Here is a 17,953-nt window from a genome sequence, read left to right on the forward strand (position 1 = left end):
GGCGTTTATAGGGTTATTACCGCGTAATTAAGGCTTAATAAATGTTTGCTTCACGCGTTGCGAGCGTTTGAGGTAAGGAACCAGCAAGGCTGCAGCCAACAGAGGGAACATTAGCTGACGTAATGCCAGATCGTCACTCACTGGGGAAAACGCGAAGGTTTTAATCGCCAACAACACCGACAGCAATAACCAAAGAATATAATGACGTACCACATTCTTACGGCGTTTGAAGAAGGCGATAGTCAACCACACGGTATAACCCCACATGGCAATCGCACAGGCGATAGAGGTGTACCAGAGCACGACCATTTTGGGGCCTTGTGCGCTCATAAGTCGATGGCTTTCTGGGGAGATAAGCATCATAAGATAAATGGCCAGAGCAATACTGCTGCTGAGTAAGGTCATTAATAGCCATGCGAGAGGGGCCAGGAGCCAGCCTGCAATACGTGGTGCCTGCGTAGAGACTTGGGTAGTCGCCATGTTTCCTCCCGAAAAATAATAAGACTTTCCTTATGCGATTCATAAGGCGGGGGGATTATAAGGTTTTTTCAACACTTTGCTACCGTCGCGGCACTAGACAACATATCGCCAGACGGATTTTGGCACACAACCTAAATCAAACAACCGCCCCCCAGAAACTAATTCAGCACGACGGTGATCGGCCGCGCGATACATATTCATCAGGTCAGTATTATCAGTCAGGGTGTAATTAAGATGGTCGAAGAGTTTTTCAAGGCTTTCAGGCGAGCTGATTTTACGAAATTTCATTAAATAATCGAGAGCAGTCATGAGGTGTAGTTATCCATGCAGTAAATGAACAGGGCACGCTGTGCGTAGGGTGTGCGTGAATAGTAAACGGAAATGCTCATTCATATATATAACCTAATGCTCCTGATTGATTTTTTAGGAGTTTTCATGAGCAGGTTAATGGCATAACTGAGCCCAGGAACGCTGGCAATAAGACGGTCGGCTGATGAACACGCAACCAGAACGCAACAATATAATTACCTGTTGTTACAATCTCCAGGATAGTATCCAATAGGTTGTCCAAAAATTTGAGGAAAGAAAATGAGTGATAACATTCGTGTTGGATTAATCGGTTACGGTTACGCCAGCAAGACGTTTCATGCCCCCTTAATTGTGGGCACGCCGGGTATGGTTCTGGCCGGGGTTTCCAGCAGCGATGCCACGAAAGTTCATGCTGACTGGCCAAATATGCCGGTAGTCTCTGATCCTCATCATCTGTTTAATGACCCAAATATCGATTTAATTGTTATTCCGACCCCAAACGATACGCACTTCCCGCTGGCTAAAGCAGCGCTGGAAGCCGGTAAACATGTCGTTGTCGATAAACCCTTTACCGTGACGTTGTCACAAGCGCGTGAACTTGATGCACTGGCTAAAAGCTGCGGCTTATTGCTTTCAGTGTTCCACAATCGCCGTTGGGACAGCGATTTCTTAACGCTGAAAACGTTACTGGCAGATGGGACGCTAGGTGAGGTCGCGTACTTTGAGTCGCATTTTGACCGCTTCCGCCCACAGGTACGTAATCGCTGGCGTGAACAGGCGGGTGTTGGGAGCGGGATTTGGTACGATTTAGGGCCACATCTTATCGATCAGGCGCTGAATCTTTTCGGGCTACCGGTTAGTCTGACCGTGGATTTGGGTCAGTTGCGTCCAGGCGCGCAAGCAACGGACTACTTCCATGCTGTGCTGGCCTATCCACAGCGTCGTGTCGTGCTGCATGGCACTTTGCTTGCTGCGGCAGAAACTGCTCGCTATATCGTCCATGGTACGCGCGGCAGCTATATCAAATATGGTTTGGATCCGCAGGAAGATCGCCTTAAATCTGGCGAACGTTTGCCGCAAGAGGATTGGGGGTATGATATGCGTGATGGCGTATTAACGTTAGCGCAAGGTGAGGTGATGACCGAGCAAACATTGCTGACGGTTCCGGGTAATTATCCGGCTTACTATGCGGGGATTCGTGATGCACTGACCGGACACGGAGAGAATCCGGTTCCTGCGGCGCAGGCGATTCAGGTCATGGAAATGATCGAGCTGGGTATGGAATCTGCGAAACACCGCGCAACGTTGAATCTGGCGTAACGGAGATTTGTAGGGTGGATTAGCGTAAGCAACATCCACCACATTGATTACTGCGCAGTCGGTTTTAAAATAGTGCCACTACTTTTGTGTTCGGCCAGATATTGATGCTGGAAAATACACATACGAATGGTGTTGCGGTATTCGCCATTGATAAAGAATTCATGGATTAATTCACCTTCTACCATAAAGCCCAGCTTCTTATAGATGTGCACGGCTTTTTCATTTTCTTTATCAACAATCAAATACAGCTTGTACAGATTCAACACCATAAAGCCGTAATCCATGGCGAGTTTAGCGGCGCGAGTCGCCAGCCCTTTGCCCTGATAATCCGGTGAGATAATTATCTGAAATTCAGCGCGGCGGTGAACATGGTTAATTTCAACCAGTTCGACCAGACCTGCTTTTTCGCCGTTACACTCGATAACAAAACGACGCTCACTTTGATCGTGAATATGTTTGTCATAAAGGTCCGACAGCTCGACAAACGCTTCATAGGGCTCTTCAAACCAATAGCGCATCACGCTTGCGTTGTTGTCCAGTTGATGGACGAAGCGGAGATCTTCGCGCTCCAGTGGGCGAAGCTTGATTTGTAGCTCGTGGCTCATTTGAATTCCTTTCAAAGTGAATAAGGCTCCCGTTAAGAAGCCTTATTGGGTAACAGTACAAAATTAGGGTGCAATAGTTCGACCAGTGCGGCGGTCCAGGCAACGTAGGGTGTTAGGTTCCCAGTAAGCGTTAACGTTAGCACTTTTCTGGCAATTATCGCGGGCATCAAAAGCCGTGTCGGTTTTGTCCCACTCTTTTTCGGCACGTTTGTTCACTTTTTGGCGCAGAGAGCGTGTGTCATTCCATTGCTCTTTGTCCATCGCCGCATCCTGGCGAGTCTGCGCATTGTCACCAGATTCAATGATCAGCTTATTGGTCTGAGCATGGAGTGGTTGAACAAACGCAAATGCACTCAGCAGCAACGCCAATGGCAGTGTTGCCATGGTGAGACGTTTGCGAAGGATTGTGTTCATTGCTGTTTCCTTTTAGGGTGAAGCCCGACTTATTAAAGTAAATAAATTATGAAGTGGGGTGCGTACCAGACGACCCATTATTGACCTCATTATCCCAGAGATTGTTCAATATGATCAAAACAACCTTGCTTTTTTTTGCCACCGCTCTTGCTGAAATCATTGGCTGCTTTTTACCGTGGCTGTGGCTAAAACGTGAAGGTTCTCCACTATTGTTGATTCCCGCCGCCTTCTCTCTTGCGATATTTGTCTGGTTGCTAACCCTACACCCAGCAGCCAGTGGGCGCGTTTATGCCGCATACGGCGGGGTGTACGTTGTGACCGCCTTACTGTGGTTACGTTGGGTGGATGGCGTCAAATTAAGTACTTATGACTGGATAGGTGCCACAGTGGCATTCTGCGGCATGTTGATCATTGTTGCTGGCTGGAGCCGGGGCTGATTAGCTCCTCTTTTTCTCTAAAAATCACTCAATTCCCCCCACATCTCTGATGTAACTCATTGCAAGAGTCACAAAATAATTGTGACTCAGTCCGCCAAAATGCGATCTACATACTTGTATGGTAGTATTTCAAAGGTTAATTTCACACTCATTGAATACCAATTATCTGATGTGTAGTAAGGGAACCTGAATGAAAATTGTAAAAGCAGAAGTATTTGTCACTTGCCCAGGGCGAAACTTTGTCACGCTAAAAATCACCACGGACGATGGTTTAACAGGCTTGGGTGATGCCACCTTAAATGGCCGTGAACTACCGGTTGCCTCGTATCTAAAAGATCACGTTTGCCCACAGCTAATTGGCCGTGATGCGCATCGTATCGAAGATATCTGGCAGTTCTTCTATAAAGGTGCTTACTGGCGCCGCGGGCCAGTGACTATGTCCGCGATTTCAGCAGTCGACGTGGCGCTGTGGGATATCAAAGCTAAAGCCGCTGGCATGCCGTTATATCAGTTGCTCGGTGGGGCATCGCGTGAAGGCGTTATGGTCTATTGCCACACCACCGGCCATTCTATCGATGATGTGCTGGAAGATTACGCCCGCCATAAAGAAATGGGCTTCAAAGCAATACGCGTGCAGTGTGGCGTTCCGGGCATGAAAACCACCTACGGCATGGCAAAAGGCAAAGGGCTGTCTTACGAACCGGCAACCAAAGGCGACTGGCCAGAAGAACAGTTATGGTCGACGGAAAAATATCTCGACTTCACGCCGAAGCTGTTCGATGCCGTACGCAGCAAATTTGGTTTCAACGAACACTTACTCCACGACATGCATCACCGCTTGACGCCAATTGAAGCCGCGCGCTTTGGTAAAAGTATTGAAGATCACCGACTGTTCTGGATGGAAGACCCAACTCCAGCCGAAAACCAGGAATGTTTCCGTCTGATTCGCCAACACACCGTCACGCCAATTGCTGTAGGTGAAGTGTTCAACAGTATCTGGGACTGCAAACAGCTTATTGAAGAGCAGCTCATCGATTATATCCGCACAACCATTACCCATGCCGGCGGTATTACGGGCATGCGTCGCATTGCTGATTTTGCTTCGCTCTACCAGGTGCGCACGGGTTCACACGGGCCATCTGACCTTTCACCTGTCTGCATGGCCGCCGCACTGCACTTTGATTTATGGGTGCCTAATTTTGGCGTGCAAGAATATATGGGTTATTCCGAGCAAATGCTGGAGGTATTCCCGCATAACTGGACGTTCGATAACGGTTATATGCACCCAGGTGATAAGCCAGGTATTGGTATTGAGTTCGATGAAAAACTGGCAGCGAAATATCCCTACGAACCCGCTTATTTGCCTGTTGCTCGCTTAGAGGATGGCACTTTGTGGAATTGGTAATCCAAGAATAAATACGCCAGAGATGGTTTCGATGTCAGCCCTACAAATAAAGGTTACGTTTATATGACCAGTCTAGTTGATATGAAAAATGAAACAGATAATACGCCGATCATTCGACGTGTCGCATCAGCATCAGCGATAGGTACCGCCGCTGAATATTACGATTTTTTTGCCTATGGCACAGCAGCAGTACTCTTTTTTGGACATTTATTCTTCCCAAGTGAAGACCCATTAATTAGCACATTAGCGGCATTTGCGACTTATGCGGTTGGATTCTTAGCTCGCCCATTAGGTGGCATTGTTTTTGGGCATATTGGTGACAAAGTCGGGCGGAAGAAAGCATTAGTAATTACGATTCTAATCGTCGGGCTGGGGACTTTTTGCATCGGCTTGTTGCCGACATATGAAAAAATAGGTATTTGGGCACCTATTTTGCTTATTCTCATCCGCGTTTTACAAGGTTTTGGCGTTGGAGGTGAACAAGCCGGGGCAGTTCTAATGACCGCTGAATACTCTGCTCCTGAAAAGCGCGGCTTTTTTGCTAGTTGGGTACAAATTGGTGCGCCAGTCGGTTTTTTACTCCCACTAGCTCTATTTGCTGTATTAAATGCCACACTTTCTCCCGAAGACATGATGGATTACGGGTGGCGTATACCTTTCTTACTGAGTTTGTTACTCGTGATCGTTGGTTTATTTATTCGTCTCAAAATTGACGAATCACCAGTTTTTGCACAAATTCGTGAGACGAAAGCCGAAGAGTCCCGCCCCCTGGTAGAAGTGATTAGGGATTTTCCAGGTATCGTTGTTAAGGGGGTTTGCGCCAAACTTATTGAGGCTTGTACCTTTGCAATGTTCACCGTGATTGTTCTTGCTTATGGGAAAGCGAACAATCTTGACGCCAATATCCTTATGGAAACAATGATAGTAGCTGTAATTCTTGAAATTCTGGCCATTCCATTAATGGGAGCGTTATGTGACAGGGTGGGTCGTAAACCCGTTTATATTTTCGGTGCGCTACTCCAGGTTATTATGATTGTTCCATTCTTCCTTGCTATTAATCAGGATAGCTTTTGGTTAACGCAGATTGTGATGATCATTGTCCTTAGCCTCGGACACAGTATGTGTTATGCGCCACAAGCCTCCTTCTTCCCTGAACTATTTCCAACGCATATTCGCTGTAGTGGTATTGCATTAATTTGGCAGGTTGGCTCATTAATTGGTAGCGGCATCCTTGGGTTGGTAGCTGTGAAGATACTGCAAATGACAGGTGGGCATTATTACGGTCTGGCGACTTATGTCATTATTTTGGGAATCATTTCAATTATTGGTTTGATTCTTATGCCAGAAACCGCACCACTACGGCTGAAAAAAGAATATCAGGAATGGCAAAAGCATTAATTCATTAGGCCGGGCTTTCGTCCGGCTTTCTCATGTATCCAGTACATTCAAGATTGACGCCTCAGTTGGCGCATCCTGCTGCATCGAGCAACCAGGAATGTACTGTCCGAATAGATAAAATGTGAGTTGTTATACACCTTTCTTGTTGTGTCATACCAAAAGCACTAAAGTTTAATGCAAATCAATATGCAGACTACCATGTCAGGTAGTCTGTGGCAGTCCCCAAGTTCACTACTCAGCGAGTTTTAAAATGGAAAACAAGCTCTTATCTGCAAAAGCTATTCTCCCACAATACGACCGTAGCAAACTGGTATCCCGTATCGTTCATCTGGGATTCGGTGCATTCCATCGCGCTCATCAGGCGGTTTACGCCGATATCCTGGCAAATGAACATGGTAGCGACTGGGGTTACTGCGAAGTCAACCTGATTGGTGGCGAGCAGCAAATTGCTGATTTGAAACAGCAAGACAACCTTTATAGCGTGGCTGAAATGTCTGCCGACGCATGGCATTGCCGCGTTGTCGGTGTGGTGAAAGAGGCTATCCACGCACAGGTTGATGGCCTGGAAGCGGTATTTACCGCAATGACTCAACCTGAAGTTGCGATTGTCTCATTAACCGTGACTGAAAAAGGCTACTGCCATACTCCGGCAACCGGCACTATCTTGCTGGATCATCCATTAATTGCTCACGACCTGGCCAATCCACAGCAGCCGAAATCTGCACCGGGTGTAATTGTTGAAGCACTGGCTCGCCGCAAAGCGGCAGGTCTGCCTGCGTTTAGCGTCATGTCTTGCGACAACATGCCTGAAAACGGCCACGTCACCCGTAACGTTATCACCGCATACGCGCAGGCGATTGACCCAGAACTGGCGGCATGGATTGAAACTCACGTTACATTCCCATCCACTATGGTTGACCGTATCGTTCCAGCCGCGACCGCAGAAACACTGGAGCAAGTTGCAAAAGCGACCGGTGTAGCTGACCCTGTGGCTATCGCATGCGAACCATTCCGCCAGTGGGTCATCGAAGATAACTTCGTTGCTGGCCGTCCTGAGTGGGAAAAAGCGGGTGCTGAACTGGTTAAAGATGTTCTGCCATACGAAGAGATGAAACTGCGCATGTTGAACGGCAGCCACTCATTCCTGGCATACCTCGGCTACCTGGCGGGTTATCAGCACATTTCTGAATGCATGCTTGATGAGAACTATCGTCGCACTGCGCACGCATTAATGCTGCAAGAACAAGCGCCAACTCTGAAAGTGCAGGGCGTTGATCTGGCGAAATATGCCGATTCATTGATTGCACGTTATACCAACCCGGCACTGCGCCACCGTACCTGGCAAATCGCCATGGATGGTAGCCAGAAACTGCCACAGCGCTGGTTAGACTCCATTCGCTGGCATCTGGCAAACGGCAGCAAATTTGATCTGCTGGCACTGGGTGTTGCAGGTTGGATGCGTTACGTTGGCGGTGTTGACGAGCAGGGCAATCCAATCGAAGTAAGTGACCCGCTGCTGTCTGCAATCGAGCAAGCGGTTAGCGCAAGTCAAGAAGGGGAAACCCGTGTTAAAGCTCTGCTGGGGCTGAAAACAATCTTTGGTGAAGATTTACCTGCTAACGACAAATTCGTAGCCCAGGTTACTGAATCTTATCTGGCACTGCGTGAAAACGGCGCGAAAGCGACGGTTGCTAAGTTCTAAATATAAAGTTCTAAACTCGCCCGGAAACGGGCGAGATATTACTCTTCACTAAACCAGTCGCGCTTTTCTTTGCGAATCAACAATATTGACTGACTTATCTCATGCAGATGGCGATGCATCGCCTGATCCACACTCTCTTCATCTTTGCGTTTAAGCGCCTCAAAAATATCGTGATGCTGTGAAAGCAACATTTCCGGTGGTGTGACGTGATCTAGGCTCATATAACGCACACGGTCCATGGTCGCTTTGATATTTTCGACGGTGTCCCACGCCAGGCTACAATCGGCGACCAGAGCTAACTGCTGGTGGAACTCATCGTCTAACTGGAAAAAATCATCCATCTGGTTGCGGTCAATGGCGGTTCGTTGCTGGTTTAATAACTGCTCAAGCATATACAGATGTTCATCTGTTGCCATACTCGCTGCACGTTTCACCACGGCACGTTCAATTGCTTCACGGACGAAACAACCATTCTTTACCTGGTTTACAGAAATTTTATTAACGTAAGTGCCACGCTGCGGGCGAATTTGTACCAGCCCGGTTTCAGCCAGTTTAATAAATGCTTCGCGCACCGGTTGGCGTGATACTTCAAAACGTATCGACACTTCTTTTTCAGAAAGGGGCGTTCCAGGCGGTATTAAGCAACGAACAATATCACGACGCAAAATGCGGTAGATTTGTTGGTTTACAGGTTGTGTGGGGTTGAGCAAGTTTGACGGTGACATGAATTTTTTCTTATCGTTGATGAGCCGTGCAAATTTAACATTTATTTGTACGATCGCCCATACCCAGAAGCGCGTTGTGGGTATGGGCCAGGTGATTAACCTTCGCGGTGAACACTAAGTCCTGCAAACGACTGGCTAACAGGCATCATCTCAAGCGTGTTGATGTTGACGTGCTTCGGTAGAGTGGCAACCCACCAGACAGCTTCAGTGACATCTTCTGCGGTCAGCGCATTGGCATTTTCGTAGGTTTTTTCAACCTTGCCGTCATCGCCTTTAAAACGCACGTTAGAAAACTCAGTACCACCCACCAGACCTGGCTCAATATCCGTCACACGGATAGCGGTTTTATGCAGATCTGCACGCAGGTTCAGACTGAACTGGCGTACGAACGCTTTAGTCGCGCCATAGACGTTGCCACCGGCATATGGCCAGCTACCTGCGGTAGAGCCAATATTGATGATATGACCACGGTTACGCTCAACCATGCCAGGCAGCACGGCGCGAGTCATATAGACCAAACCTTTATTGTTGGTATCGATCATCGTTTCCCAGTCATCCGGGTCGGCTTTATGTGCAGGCTCCATGCCCAGCGCCAGACCTGCATTGTTGACCAGAATATCGATATTGCGCCATTCGGCTGGCAATTGCTCCATCGCTTGTTCGATAGCCGCGCGATTGCGAACATCAAGTTGTAGCGTAATGATGCTATCGCCCAATTCTTCTTTAAGTTCTTGTAGACGTTCATGACGGCGACCAGTGGCAATCACTTTATGGCCCTGTTGCACGAAACGACGGGTAATACTCTCACCAAATCCGGCAGTGGCGCCGGTTACCAGAATAATCATCTCACTGTTCCTCAACGCTTTTTATGTCGCAATACCTTAGCACGCTAAGGCTGTTAGTGATAATTGAACTTTAGTATGGCAGCACCTGTGCATTACTGGTGCAACAAGGCCATGTCTGTGCAACTTGTTGGTGCAGGCTATTGCTTAAATTTTAACAAACCAGCTCATGATACCAACAGGCAACCGTTTGCAGGTGTGAGCAATCGTTTGCATGATGAAAAGTTGCATAAATGTTGCGCAACAAGAGAGTGTGTAACCTAAGCTACTGTTATAAAAATGATTAAATCTAAATTCCAACATGGCATCAACATTGCAGCTATTAACTCATTCTTCACAAACCAATTACAGGTACGGCGATGACAGTTAATTACACGCAAGCGCTACGCGGTCAGTTTTTCGATATTACTCAAACCGGGACGAATCCCGAGGAATTACTGGCTAATGCTCGTCATCACGAAGATGCTGTGCTGTTCCTTAATGAAGGCACTGTCGTCGCGTTGTTACCGTGGGAAGAAGGGCGCAGCCATCTGCTGGCTGAAAATGATTACATTGATTATCGCGGTAAGCTGATTATTCCGGGCTTCGTTGATACCCATCTGCATTATCCGCAAACTGAAATGATTGGTGCCTATGGTGAACAGCTATTGGAATGGCTACAGACATATACCTTCCCGGTTGAAAGCCAATATCAGGATAGTTCGCACGCGGCAAAAATGTCAGCCTTCTTTCTTAGCCAGTTACTGAGTAATGGTACAACCACGGCTCTGGTATTTGGCACCGTGCATCCGCAATCAGTCGATGCGCTTTTTAGCGCGGCGGAACATCTCTCGATGCGGCTTATTGCCGGTAAAGTAATGATGGATCGTAACGCGCCGGACTATCTCACGGAAACACCCGAGCAAAGCTACCTGCAAACCCGTGAGCTTATTCAACGCTGGCACAAAAAAGGGCGGCTGAACTATGCGCTGACGCCTCGTTTTGCTCCAACCTCATCACCTGAATTACTCGCAGCGGTACAAATGTTACGTGAGGAATTTCCCGATACCTGGCTGCACACTCATCTTAGTGAGAACAGCGATGAAGTCGCCTGGGTAAAAAGTCTGTGGCCGGAATCCGAAAGCTATTTGGGCGTCTATCACCAGTACCAATTGACGGGCAAACGCAGCGTCTTTGCGCACGCCATCCACTTGCAGGAGTGCGAGTGGGATTGTCTGCATCGAACCGAATCGGCAATCGCCTTTTGCCCAACCTCTAACCTGTTTCTCGGTAGTGGTTTGTTTAACTTAAAGCAGTGCCATGACCGAGGGATCCGCATGGGTATTGGTACCGATGTTGGCGCAGGCACAACTTTTAATATGCTGCAAACACTGGCTGAGGCGTACAAAGTCGCGCAACTTCAAAGCTACCGTTTGTGTGCCAGCGAAGCGTTTTATCACGCAACTCTTGGCGGAGCTCACGCGTTGGATCTCGATGATAAAATTGGCAATTTCTTACCCGGCAAAGAGGCAGACTTCGTGGTTCTCGACCTGGCTGTATCTCCGCTACAGAAGATGCGCCACGCAAATAGCCGCGACATTTACGAAAAACTGTTCGTGCTGATGACTCTTGGTGATGATCGCAACATCTGGCACACCTGGGTTAACGGCAAATGCGTGTGGCAGCGAGATACGCTGGAGGTCGCGGCATGATTCAATTTTTGCTAAATCAAACGTTAAAAACCCTTGATGATGTGGACCCGAATACCACGGTGCTGAACTGGTTGCGCGGCAGTGAACAGCGCTGCGGCAGTAAAGAAGGATGTGCATCTGGTGATTGTGGTGCTTGTACGGTAGTTCTCGGTCAAGTAGACGGCGAGAACATGCGCTACCAGACGGCAAATGGCTGTATCACGCTCATCAGCCAACTTGCTGGCAAACAGTTGCTGACGGTGGAAGATCTATCGCAAGGCAATGAATTGCACCCGGTGCAGCAAGCGATGGCCGATTGCCATGCATCACAGTGCGGCTTTTGTACCCCAGGTTTTGTTATGTCGGGATTTGCACTGCAAAAATCGAACACAGCCGCACAGCGCCATGAGATTGAAAAGAGCCTTGCGGGAAATCTTTGCCGCTGTACTGGCTATCGCCCAATTATTGACGCCATGCAGCAAAGCTGCACAACCACGCACGATCAGTTCACTCGCACTGAGCCGCAAACTGTATCGCGATTAAAAGCGCTGCAATCAACGGGCGTGGGAGAACTTACAAAATCCAACCGTTGCCTGTTACCTAAAACAGTTTCCCAATTGGCAGTACTTTATCAACAAAACCCTCAGGCACGATTACTGGCAGGGGGCACCGATTTGGCGCTGACGATTACCCAGCAGTATCAGACACTGCCATTGATTATCGGGCTTAACCAGATTGACGAACTTAAGACGATTACGGTGACGGAGAGCCAGATTCGTATTGGTGCGATGGCAACGTTACAGGCGTGTCAGGACGTCTTACAACCTTTGATTCCGGCTTTTGCACAAGTGCTTGATCGTTTTGCCTCTCCGCAAATTCGCAACCACGGCACCCTGGTAGGAAATTTGGCGAATGCCTCGCCCATCGGCGATGGTGCACCGATGTTACTGGCTCTGGGTGCTCAACTCGAGCTGCGTTGCGGCGAAACCGTGCGCATAGTGCCGCTGGATGAGTTCTTCCTGAGCTATCGTAAAACCGCTTTGCAGCCAGGCGAATTTATCAGCGCGGTGCTGATTGAGCGCGCTGCTATCTCCCCGACATTTGCCGCGTGGAAAATATCAAAGCGTATGGATGATGATATTTCGACGGTATTTGGCGCGTTTAACCTGCATTTCAGTGATGGTGTTGTGACAAGTGTGAAACTGGCATTTGGCGGCATGGCTGCGGTCCCCGCGCGGGCTAAAAGTGCTGAGCAAAATCTTTCTGGTTTGCCATTCACCCAGCAAACATTAGACCTGGCATGTCATGCACTGGCCGCAGACTTCCAGCCGTTAACGGATTTCCGCGGTTCTGGGCGCTACCGTTTGACTGTTGCGCAAAATCTGCTGAGGCGTTTGCTGTTGCAACAAACCGAACCCGGTTATGTGCTGGAGGTACAAAACTATGTCAACTAACCCGGTGCGCCTTTCAGAGCGGGCATTAATCGAGCAATTTTCACGTGAAATGAGTGGTGGAGCGGGTAAGAGCCGTAAACATGAAAGCGCCGATAAGCATGTGAGCGGCAAAGCTGAATACATTGACGACAAGCTGACATTGCCGGGCATGTTGTATCTCTGCCCGGTTCTTAGCCAGCATGCTCATGCAAGAATTACCAAAATCGACACTACCGAGTGTTACTCCATTGCTGGCGTGGTGCGAGTCTTTAGCTGGCAGGATGTACCCGGCGAGCTGGATATTGGCCCGCTGGCACATGGCGACCCACTATTTGCTAGAGATTTGGTTGAATACCATGGCCAGGTTGTACTGACTGTGGCTGCGGAAACGTCCGAGGCGGCGCGTGCTGCGGCGCTCAAAGCGGTGATTGAATATGAAGTTCTTGAGCCGGTACTGGATGTCGAAGAAGCATTGCAGCGCGAGCAATATGTGCAAGAACCGCATATTCATCAGCGTGGTGACGCAGACCGAGCGTTGGCCGGTGCGGGGCATCGTATTCAGGGGCAATTTCATATCGGTGGGCAGGAGCACTTTTATCTCGAAGGGCAAATTGCCGTGGTGCAACCGGGGGAGGATGGCTGCGTTACGGTCTGGTCGTCGACTCAGCACCCCACTGAAGTACAAAAATTAGTGGCGTCAGTACTAGGCGTAACGATGAATAAAGTCACTGTTGATATGCGCCGTATGGGCGGTGGTTTTGGTGGCAAAGAGACGCAAGCAGCGGGCATTGCCTGCCATGCGGCACTGGCTGCGGCATTAACCGGCCGACCAGCCAAAATGCGCCTTTCACGTCGTGACGATATGCGTATCACCGGTAAACGGCATCCATTTTTTGTCCGATACGATGTTGGTTTTACGGATGAAGGGATGCTCAATGGGGTAGTCATCGATCTGGCGGCCAATTGCGGTTACTCGCTGGATCTTTCAGGATCGATCTGCGATCGCGCAATGTTCCATGCCGATAATGCCTACTATCTGGGTGATGCAAGAATAACGGGGTATCGCTGTCGTACGAATCTGGCATCCAATACGGCATATCGAGGGTTTGGCGGGCCACAGGGTATGGTCGCCATTGAGCAGATTATGGATCACATTGCTCGTGAACTCGGTCTTGACCCGCTGGAAGTGCGTAAACGTAATTACTACGGCGATAGTGAGCGTAACGTGACGCACTATCACCAGACTGTTGAACACAACATTATGCCGGAAATCACCCGCCAGCTTGAAGCGAGCTCTGATTACCACTCCAGGCGCGAACAAATCAGCGAATTCAACCGCCATAGCCCAGTGTTAAAACGTGGCCTGGCGCTTACGCCGGTCAAATTTGGCATCTCTTTTACCTCCAGTTTTCTCAACCAGGCCGGTGCACTGTTGCTGATTTATACCGATGGCACTGCGCAGCTTAACCACGGTGGCACGGAGATGGGACAGGGGTTAAATACCAAGGTGGCGCAGGTGGTTGCCGAAGTGCTGCAAATTCCTGTGGAACAGATTCAGGTTACGGCAACTAACACTGGGAAAGTGCCAAATACCTCGCCAACGGCGGCATCGTCGGGTGCTGATCTCAATGGCAAAGCCGCCGAAATTGCGGCGCTGATAATTAAAGAACGGCTGGTGGAAATGCTATGCGGCTTGCACAAATGCACCGCTGACCTGGTGGAATTCCGCAATGGCGTGGTAAAAGTTCCTGGCCACCATTTTACCTTTACTGAAATCGCGAATCTTGCGTGGCTAAACCAGGTGCCGCTTTCAGCCACGGGCTTTTACAAAGTACCGGGTATCCACTACGATCGCGCCGCCGGGCGTGGGCAACCGTTCTATTACTTCTCATATGGTGCGGCGTGTTCTGAAGTAGTTATTGACACACTAACTGGCGAATATCGTCTATTACGCACCGACATTTTGCATGATGTGGGTAATTCGCTAAACCCGGCGCTGGATATCGGGCAAATCGAAGGCGGCTTTGTACAGGGCGCAGGCTGGCTGACCTGTGAAGAGCTGGTGTGGGATGACAAAGGGCGGCTGCTGACCGACAGCCCGATGAGTTACAAAATCCCGGCCATCAGCGACGCACCCGCCGATCTGCGCGTTAGCCTGCTGGAAAACCACGCCAACCCGCAGCACACCGTTTACCGTTCCAAAGCGGTGGGTGAACCACCGTTTATGCTGGGCATTTCAGTGTGGTGCGCCTTGCAGGATGCGGTGGCAAGTGTCACGGATTACCAGAAACACCCGCGCCTTGATGCACCCGCAACACCAGAACGTGTTTTCTGGGGCTGTCAGGAGGTGCCATGAATGATGAATGGATCAGCGTTCTGATGCAGCTTCACGAGCGCCGCGAACCGTGCGTATTACTCACGCTGCTGGCTGACAAAGGCTCCGTGCCGAGAAATTGCGGCACGAAGATGATTGTCGGGCGACAGCAGAGCTTCCTGACTATCGGAGGCGGGCATCTTGAATTCCAGTGCATTGCGATGGCGCGTGAGATGCTGGAAAAGCAGGCTACAGCTCCGCATACCGAGCATTTTAATCTTGGGGCGCGGCTAGGGCAGTGTTGTGGCGGCATGACCACAGTTTTGTTTGAACCACTAATTCAACAGCAGCCACAAATCATGGTTTTCGGCGCAGGCCATGTAGGGCAAGCGCTGGTGGCATTATTATCAACATTACCCTGTCACATTACCTGGGTGGATGAACGGCCTGATATGTTTTCAGCGGCCCCAAAAGGGGTAACAACCTGGCAGGCTGAAGACCCATTGGATGCGGTGAAATCGGCGGCTGCGCAAAGCTATTTTATTGTGATGACTCACCACCATCCGCGCGACCTTGAACTGACCGAAGCGATACTTAAACGCGGTGATTACCGCTATCTGGGCTTGATTGGTTCGCAAACCAAACGGCAACGCTTTGAATATCGGCTTTCGGGAAAAGGGATTACTGAGCAACAACTGAGCACTTTGCGTTGCCCGGTGGGCCTGTCAGATGTTAAAGGCAAACTGCCTGCGGAAATTGCTGTGGCGATTGCCGCCGAGATTATTGCTGTGTATCAGGTAGCGAGTTGAGCTATAAATTAGTTTTGCGGTCAGCAGGAATTAAAGAATGCAGATGGAAAATCCGTTTTATCACATCAGTTTATTGCCTTACCAAGCCCCTCATTTTGATGACATACAGGACAGCCACTATCGTCCGGCATTTGACGAAGCGAAACGCATCAAGCGCGAAGAAATCGCGGCGATTGCCAATGACACTGCGGCACCCACGTTTGAAAATACCTTTCTTGCGCTAGAAAAAACCGGGCAAATGTTAGGCCGTGTCACCAACGTCTTTTTCGCTATGACCTCGGCGCACACCAACGACTACTTGCAACAGCTCGATGAGGAATTTGCCACTGAACTGGCCGAGCTTGCCGATGAAATGCGCCTTAATGCGGTGCTGTTCGCCCGTTTAGATAGCGTTTATCAACACCGCCACACGCTGAGTCTTGATGAAGAATCGCGGCGTTTAGTTGAAGTCGTCTGGCAGAGTTTTACGCTTGCAGGGGCAACATTAAGCGAAAATAAAAAAACGCGCCTGAAAGTGCTGAACAAAGAAGCTGCGCAGCTTAGTAGCCAGTTTAATAATCGCCTGCATGCAGCAGATAAAGCCGCCGCGCTGGTGGTTGACGACATTACTCACCTGGCTGGATTAACGCCGGGTGAAATTGCAGCCGCGGCGCAACGGGCGAATAGCAAAGGGCAGGACGGGAAATATGTCATTCCGCTGCTTAACTTCACCCAGCAGCCCGCGTTGCAATCGCTACAAAACCGCCAGACGCGTGAAAAACTGTTCAAAGCGGGTTGGGAACGCACTCAACACAACGACAGCAACGATACCAGAGCGATAGTGGCGCGCCTTGCAACACTGCGTGCGGAACAAGCGCAACTGCTTGGGTTTGAGAACTATGCCGCCTGGAAAATTGCCGATCAAATGGCAGAAACGCCGCAGGCCGCGTTTCAATTTATGCGTGATATCGTGCCTGCCGCCACCGCACGTGCCAAACGCGAGCTGGCTGATATCCAGCAAGTGATTGACGAGCAACAGGGCGGGTTTAAAGCCGAGGCATGGGATTGGGCGTTTTATGCCGAGCAAGTGCGTCTGGCTAAATACGACCTCGATGAAGCGCAAATCAAACCGTACTTCGAATTAAATCGAGTGCTGACCGATGGTGTCTTTTGGGCGGCAAGCCAGCTCTTCGGGCTAAAATTTGTTGAACGCTTCGATATTCCGGTCTACCACGATGATGTCCGCGTATGGGAAATCTTCGATAAAGACGGTCGTGGAACGGCGCTGTTCTATGGCGACTTCTTTGCCCGCGACAGCAAAGGCGGCGGGGCGTGGATGGGCAATTTCGTTGAGCAATCTACGTTACTGGAAAACGCGCCGGTAATTTACAACGTCTGCAACTACAGCAAGCCAGCAGCTGGCGAAGCGGCACTCATTTCCTGGGACGATGTGGTGACGTTATTCCACGAATTTGGTCATACGTTACATGGGCTGTTTGCTACTCAACGCTATGCAACACTTTCTGGGACTAATACGCCGCGCGACTTTGTGGAGTTCCCTTCGCAAATCAATGAACACTGGGCGAGCCAACCCCAGGTGTTTGCTAACTTCGCACGCCATTATCAAACTGGCGAGGCGATGCCTGATGCGTTGAAAGATAAGCTATTCCGTGCCGCCCGCTTTAACAAAGGCTATGACATGACAGAGCTGCTTGCCGCAGCACTACTGGATATGAACTGGCACAGTTTACCGGCCGGAAGTACTGTCGATGATGTGGCGCAGTTTGAAGCGCATGCACTGGAAAGTGAACACATTAATCTTTCAACCGTTCCTCCGCGTTATCGCAGCAGTTACTTCGCGCATATCTTTGGTGGTGGCTACGCGGCGGGGTATTACGCTTATATCTGGACGCAAATGTTGGCCGATGATGGTTATCAATGGTTTGTGGAACAGGGAGGGTTGAATGCACAAAACGGTAAGCGCTTCCGTGAAGCGATTTTGTCTAGAGGGAACAGTCGCGAGCTCAAAGCGCTATACAACGACTGGCGTGGACATGCGCCTTACAGTGAGCCGATGCTGGAAAATCGCGGCCTGGCAGATTAAATACGCA

At 49.6% G+C, this 17,953-nt stretch carries 16 protein-coding genes; 10 read left to right on the forward strand and 6 right to left on the reverse strand.

The genetic code is table 11. The features are described from left to right. Positions 1–27: 27 nt before the first annotated feature. On the reverse strand, positions 28–480 hold the full coding sequence (locus AC0IXI_RS10970; RefSeq protein WP_064511742.1) for a DUF2569 domain-containing protein: 453 nt from the start codon (positions 478–480) through the stop codon (positions 28–30). A 93-nt stretch (positions 481–573) separates the two neighbouring features. After that, positions 574–789, reverse strand: coding sequence for a transcription modulator YdgT (ydgT, locus tag AC0IXI_RS10975; RefSeq protein ID WP_064511741.1), 216 nt, complete (start codon positions 787–789; stop codon positions 574–576). Positions 790–1,068: 279 nt separating this feature from the next. Between ydgT and AC0IXI_RS10980 the strand changes: the two genes are divergently transcribed. Continuing rightward, complete coding sequence (locus tag AC0IXI_RS10980; RefSeq protein ID WP_064511740.1) at positions 1,069–2,109, forward strand: oxidoreductase; 1,041 nt, start codon at positions 1,069–1,071, stop codon at positions 2,107–2,109. A gap of 47 nt (positions 2,110–2,156) precedes the next feature. Here the strand turns inward: AC0IXI_RS10980 and speG are convergent, their stop codons facing one another. Further along, positions 2,157–2,714 (reverse strand): spermidine N1-acetyltransferase, encoded by a 558-nt coding sequence (gene speG, locus AC0IXI_RS10985; RefSeq protein ID WP_064511739.1) that lies wholly within the window; start codon positions 2,712–2,714, stop codon positions 2,157–2,159. Between the two features lie 63 nt (positions 2,715–2,777). Beyond that, positions 2,778–3,128, reverse strand: a complete 351-nt coding sequence (locus tag AC0IXI_RS10990; RefSeq protein ID WP_424221120.1) for a DUF1283 family protein — start codon at positions 3,126–3,128, stop codon at positions 2,778–2,780. Positions 3,129–3,238: 110 nt separating this feature from the next. Between AC0IXI_RS10990 and AC0IXI_RS10995 the strand changes: the two genes are divergently transcribed. The 4 genes from AC0IXI_RS10995 to AC0IXI_RS11010 all read left to right on the forward strand — a co-directional run bounded on the left by AC0IXI_RS10995 (position 3,239) and on the right by AC0IXI_RS11010 (position 8,070). Continuing rightward, entirely contained in the window at positions 3,239–3,565 is a 327-nt protein-coding gene (locus AC0IXI_RS10995) for a YnfA family protein (protein WP_471682400.1), read from the forward strand. Between the two features lie 190 nt (positions 3,566–3,755). Further along, positions 3,756–4,970: a starvation-sensing protein RspA gene (rspA, locus tag AC0IXI_RS11000; protein ID WP_410370172.1), complete on the forward strand. Its 1,215-nt coding sequence runs from the start codon at positions 3,756–3,758 to the stop codon at positions 4,968–4,970. A 63-nt stretch (positions 4,971–5,033) separates the two neighbouring features. After that, complete coding sequence (locus tag AC0IXI_RS11005) at positions 5,034–6,368, forward strand: MFS transporter (protein WP_413498172.1); 1,335 nt, start codon at positions 5,034–5,036, stop codon at positions 6,366–6,368. Between the two features lie 250 nt (positions 6,369–6,618). Beyond that, a complete protein-coding gene (locus tag AC0IXI_RS11010; RefSeq protein WP_413498173.1) occupies positions 6,619–8,070 on the forward strand; it encodes a mannitol dehydrogenase family protein in 1,452 nt (483 codons plus the stop codon). Between the two features lie 38 nt (positions 8,071–8,108). On the opposite strand, the gene AC0IXI_RS11015 is transcribed toward AC0IXI_RS11010, so the two are convergent. Both AC0IXI_RS11015 and ydfG read right to left on the reverse strand, forming a co-directional pair. Next, positions 8,109–8,795, reverse strand: coding sequence for a GntR family transcriptional regulator (locus AC0IXI_RS11015; protein ID WP_064511730.1), 687 nt, complete (start codon positions 8,793–8,795; stop codon positions 8,109–8,111). Positions 8,796–8,890: 95 nt separating this feature from the next. Continuing rightward, on the reverse strand, positions 8,891–9,640 hold the full coding sequence (gene ydfG / locus AC0IXI_RS11020; RefSeq protein WP_064511729.1) for a bifunctional NADP-dependent 3-hydroxy acid dehydrogenase/3-hydroxypropionate dehydrogenase YdfG: 750 nt from the start codon (positions 9,638–9,640) through the stop codon (positions 8,891–8,893). A gap of 356 nt (positions 9,641–9,996) precedes the next feature. Here ydfG and guaD point away from each other — a divergent pair, with 356 nt between their 5' ends. The 5 genes from guaD to dcp are packed head-to-tail and all read left to right on the forward strand — an operon-like array spanning position 9,997 to position 17,946. Further along, on the forward strand, positions 9,997–11,328 hold the full coding sequence (gene guaD, locus AC0IXI_RS11025; protein ID WP_471682401.1) for a guanine deaminase: 1,332 nt from the start codon (positions 9,997–9,999) through the stop codon (positions 11,326–11,328). Next, positions 11,325–12,761, forward strand: a complete 1,437-nt coding sequence (gene xdhA, locus AC0IXI_RS11030) for a xanthine dehydrogenase small subunit (protein WP_471682402.1) — start codon at positions 11,325–11,327, stop codon at positions 12,759–12,761. The genes guaD and xdhA overlap by 4 nt, the downstream gene beginning before the upstream one ends. A gap of 49 nt (positions 12,762–12,810) precedes the next feature. Further along, the gene (xdhB, locus tag AC0IXI_RS11035; RefSeq protein WP_471683226.1) at positions 12,811–15,096 is read left to right on the forward strand and encodes a xanthine dehydrogenase molybdopterin binding subunit; all 2,286 of its coding nucleotides are present in this window, start codon (positions 12,811–12,813) and stop codon (positions 15,094–15,096) included. After that, positions 15,093–15,863 carry a xanthine dehydrogenase accessory protein XdhC gene (gene xdhC / locus AC0IXI_RS11040; protein ID WP_471682403.1) on the forward strand — a complete coding sequence of 257 codons (771 nt, stop codon included), beginning with the start codon at positions 15,093–15,095 and terminating at the stop codon, positions 15,861–15,863. Before xdhB ends, xdhC begins: the two co-directional genes overlap by 4 nt. A 37-nt stretch (positions 15,864–15,900) precedes the next feature. Then, positions 15,901–17,946, forward strand: a complete 2,046-nt coding sequence (gene dcp / locus AC0IXI_RS11045; RefSeq protein WP_471682404.1) for a peptidyl-dipeptidase Dcp — start codon at positions 15,901–15,903, stop codon at positions 17,944–17,946. Positions 17,947–17,953 lie beyond the last annotated feature (7 nt).

This window comes from Buttiauxella sp. AC038 (genome assembly GCF_979253565.1).

Coding starts and splice junctions, on each gene's coding strand:
- AC0IXI_RS10995 (WP_471682400.1), top strand. CDS start 3,239: ATGATCAAAACAACCTTGCTTTTTTTTGCCACCGCTCTTGCTGAAATC.
- speG (WP_064511739.1), bottom strand. CDS start 2,714: ATGAGCCACGAGCTACAAATCAAGCTTCGCCCACTGGAGCGCGAAGAT.
- AC0IXI_RS10990 (WP_424221120.1), bottom strand. CDS start 3,128: ATGAACACAATCCTTCGCAAACGTCTCACCATGGCAACACTGCCATTG.
- guaD (WP_471682401.1), top strand. CDS start 9,997: ATGACAGTTAATTACACGCAAGCGCTACGCGGTCAGTTTTTCGATATT.
- xdhA (WP_471682402.1), top strand. CDS start 11,325: ATGATTCAATTTTTGCTAAATCAAACGTTAAAAACCCTTGATGATGTG.
- AC0IXI_RS10980 (WP_064511740.1), top strand. CDS start 1,069: ATGAGTGATAACATTCGTGTTGGATTAATCGGTTACGGTTACGCCAGC.
- AC0IXI_RS11015 (WP_064511730.1), bottom strand. CDS start 8,795: ATGTCACCGTCAAACTTGCTCAACCCCACACAACCTGTAAACCAACAA.
- AC0IXI_RS10970 (WP_064511742.1), bottom strand. CDS start 480: ATGGCGACTACCCAAGTCTCTACGCAGGCACCACGTATTGCAGGCTGG.
- dcp (WP_471682404.1), top strand. CDS start 15,901: ATGCAGATGGAAAATCCGTTTTATCACATCAGTTTATTGCCTTACCAA.
- ydfG (WP_064511729.1), bottom strand. CDS start 9,640: ATGATTATTCTGGTAACCGGCGCCACTGCCGGATTTGGTGAGAGTATT.
- AC0IXI_RS11010 (WP_413498173.1), top strand. CDS start 6,619: ATGGAAAACAAGCTCTTATCTGCAAAAGCTATTCTCCCACAATACGAC.
- ydgT (WP_064511741.1), bottom strand. CDS start 789: ATGACTGCTCTCGATTATTTAATGAAATTTCGTAAAATCAGCTCGCCT.
- xdhC (WP_471682403.1), top strand. CDS start 15,093: ATGAATGATGAATGGATCAGCGTTCTGATGCAGCTTCACGAGCGCCGC.
- AC0IXI_RS11005 (WP_413498172.1), top strand. CDS start 5,034: ATGACCAGTCTAGTTGATATGAAAAATGAAACAGATAATACGCCGATC.
- rspA (WP_410370172.1), top strand. CDS start 3,756: ATGAAAATTGTAAAAGCAGAAGTATTTGTCACTTGCCCAGGGCGAAAC.
- xdhB (WP_471683226.1), top strand. CDS start 12,811: ATGAGTGGTGGAGCGGGTAAGAGCCGTAAACATGAAAGCGCCGATAAG.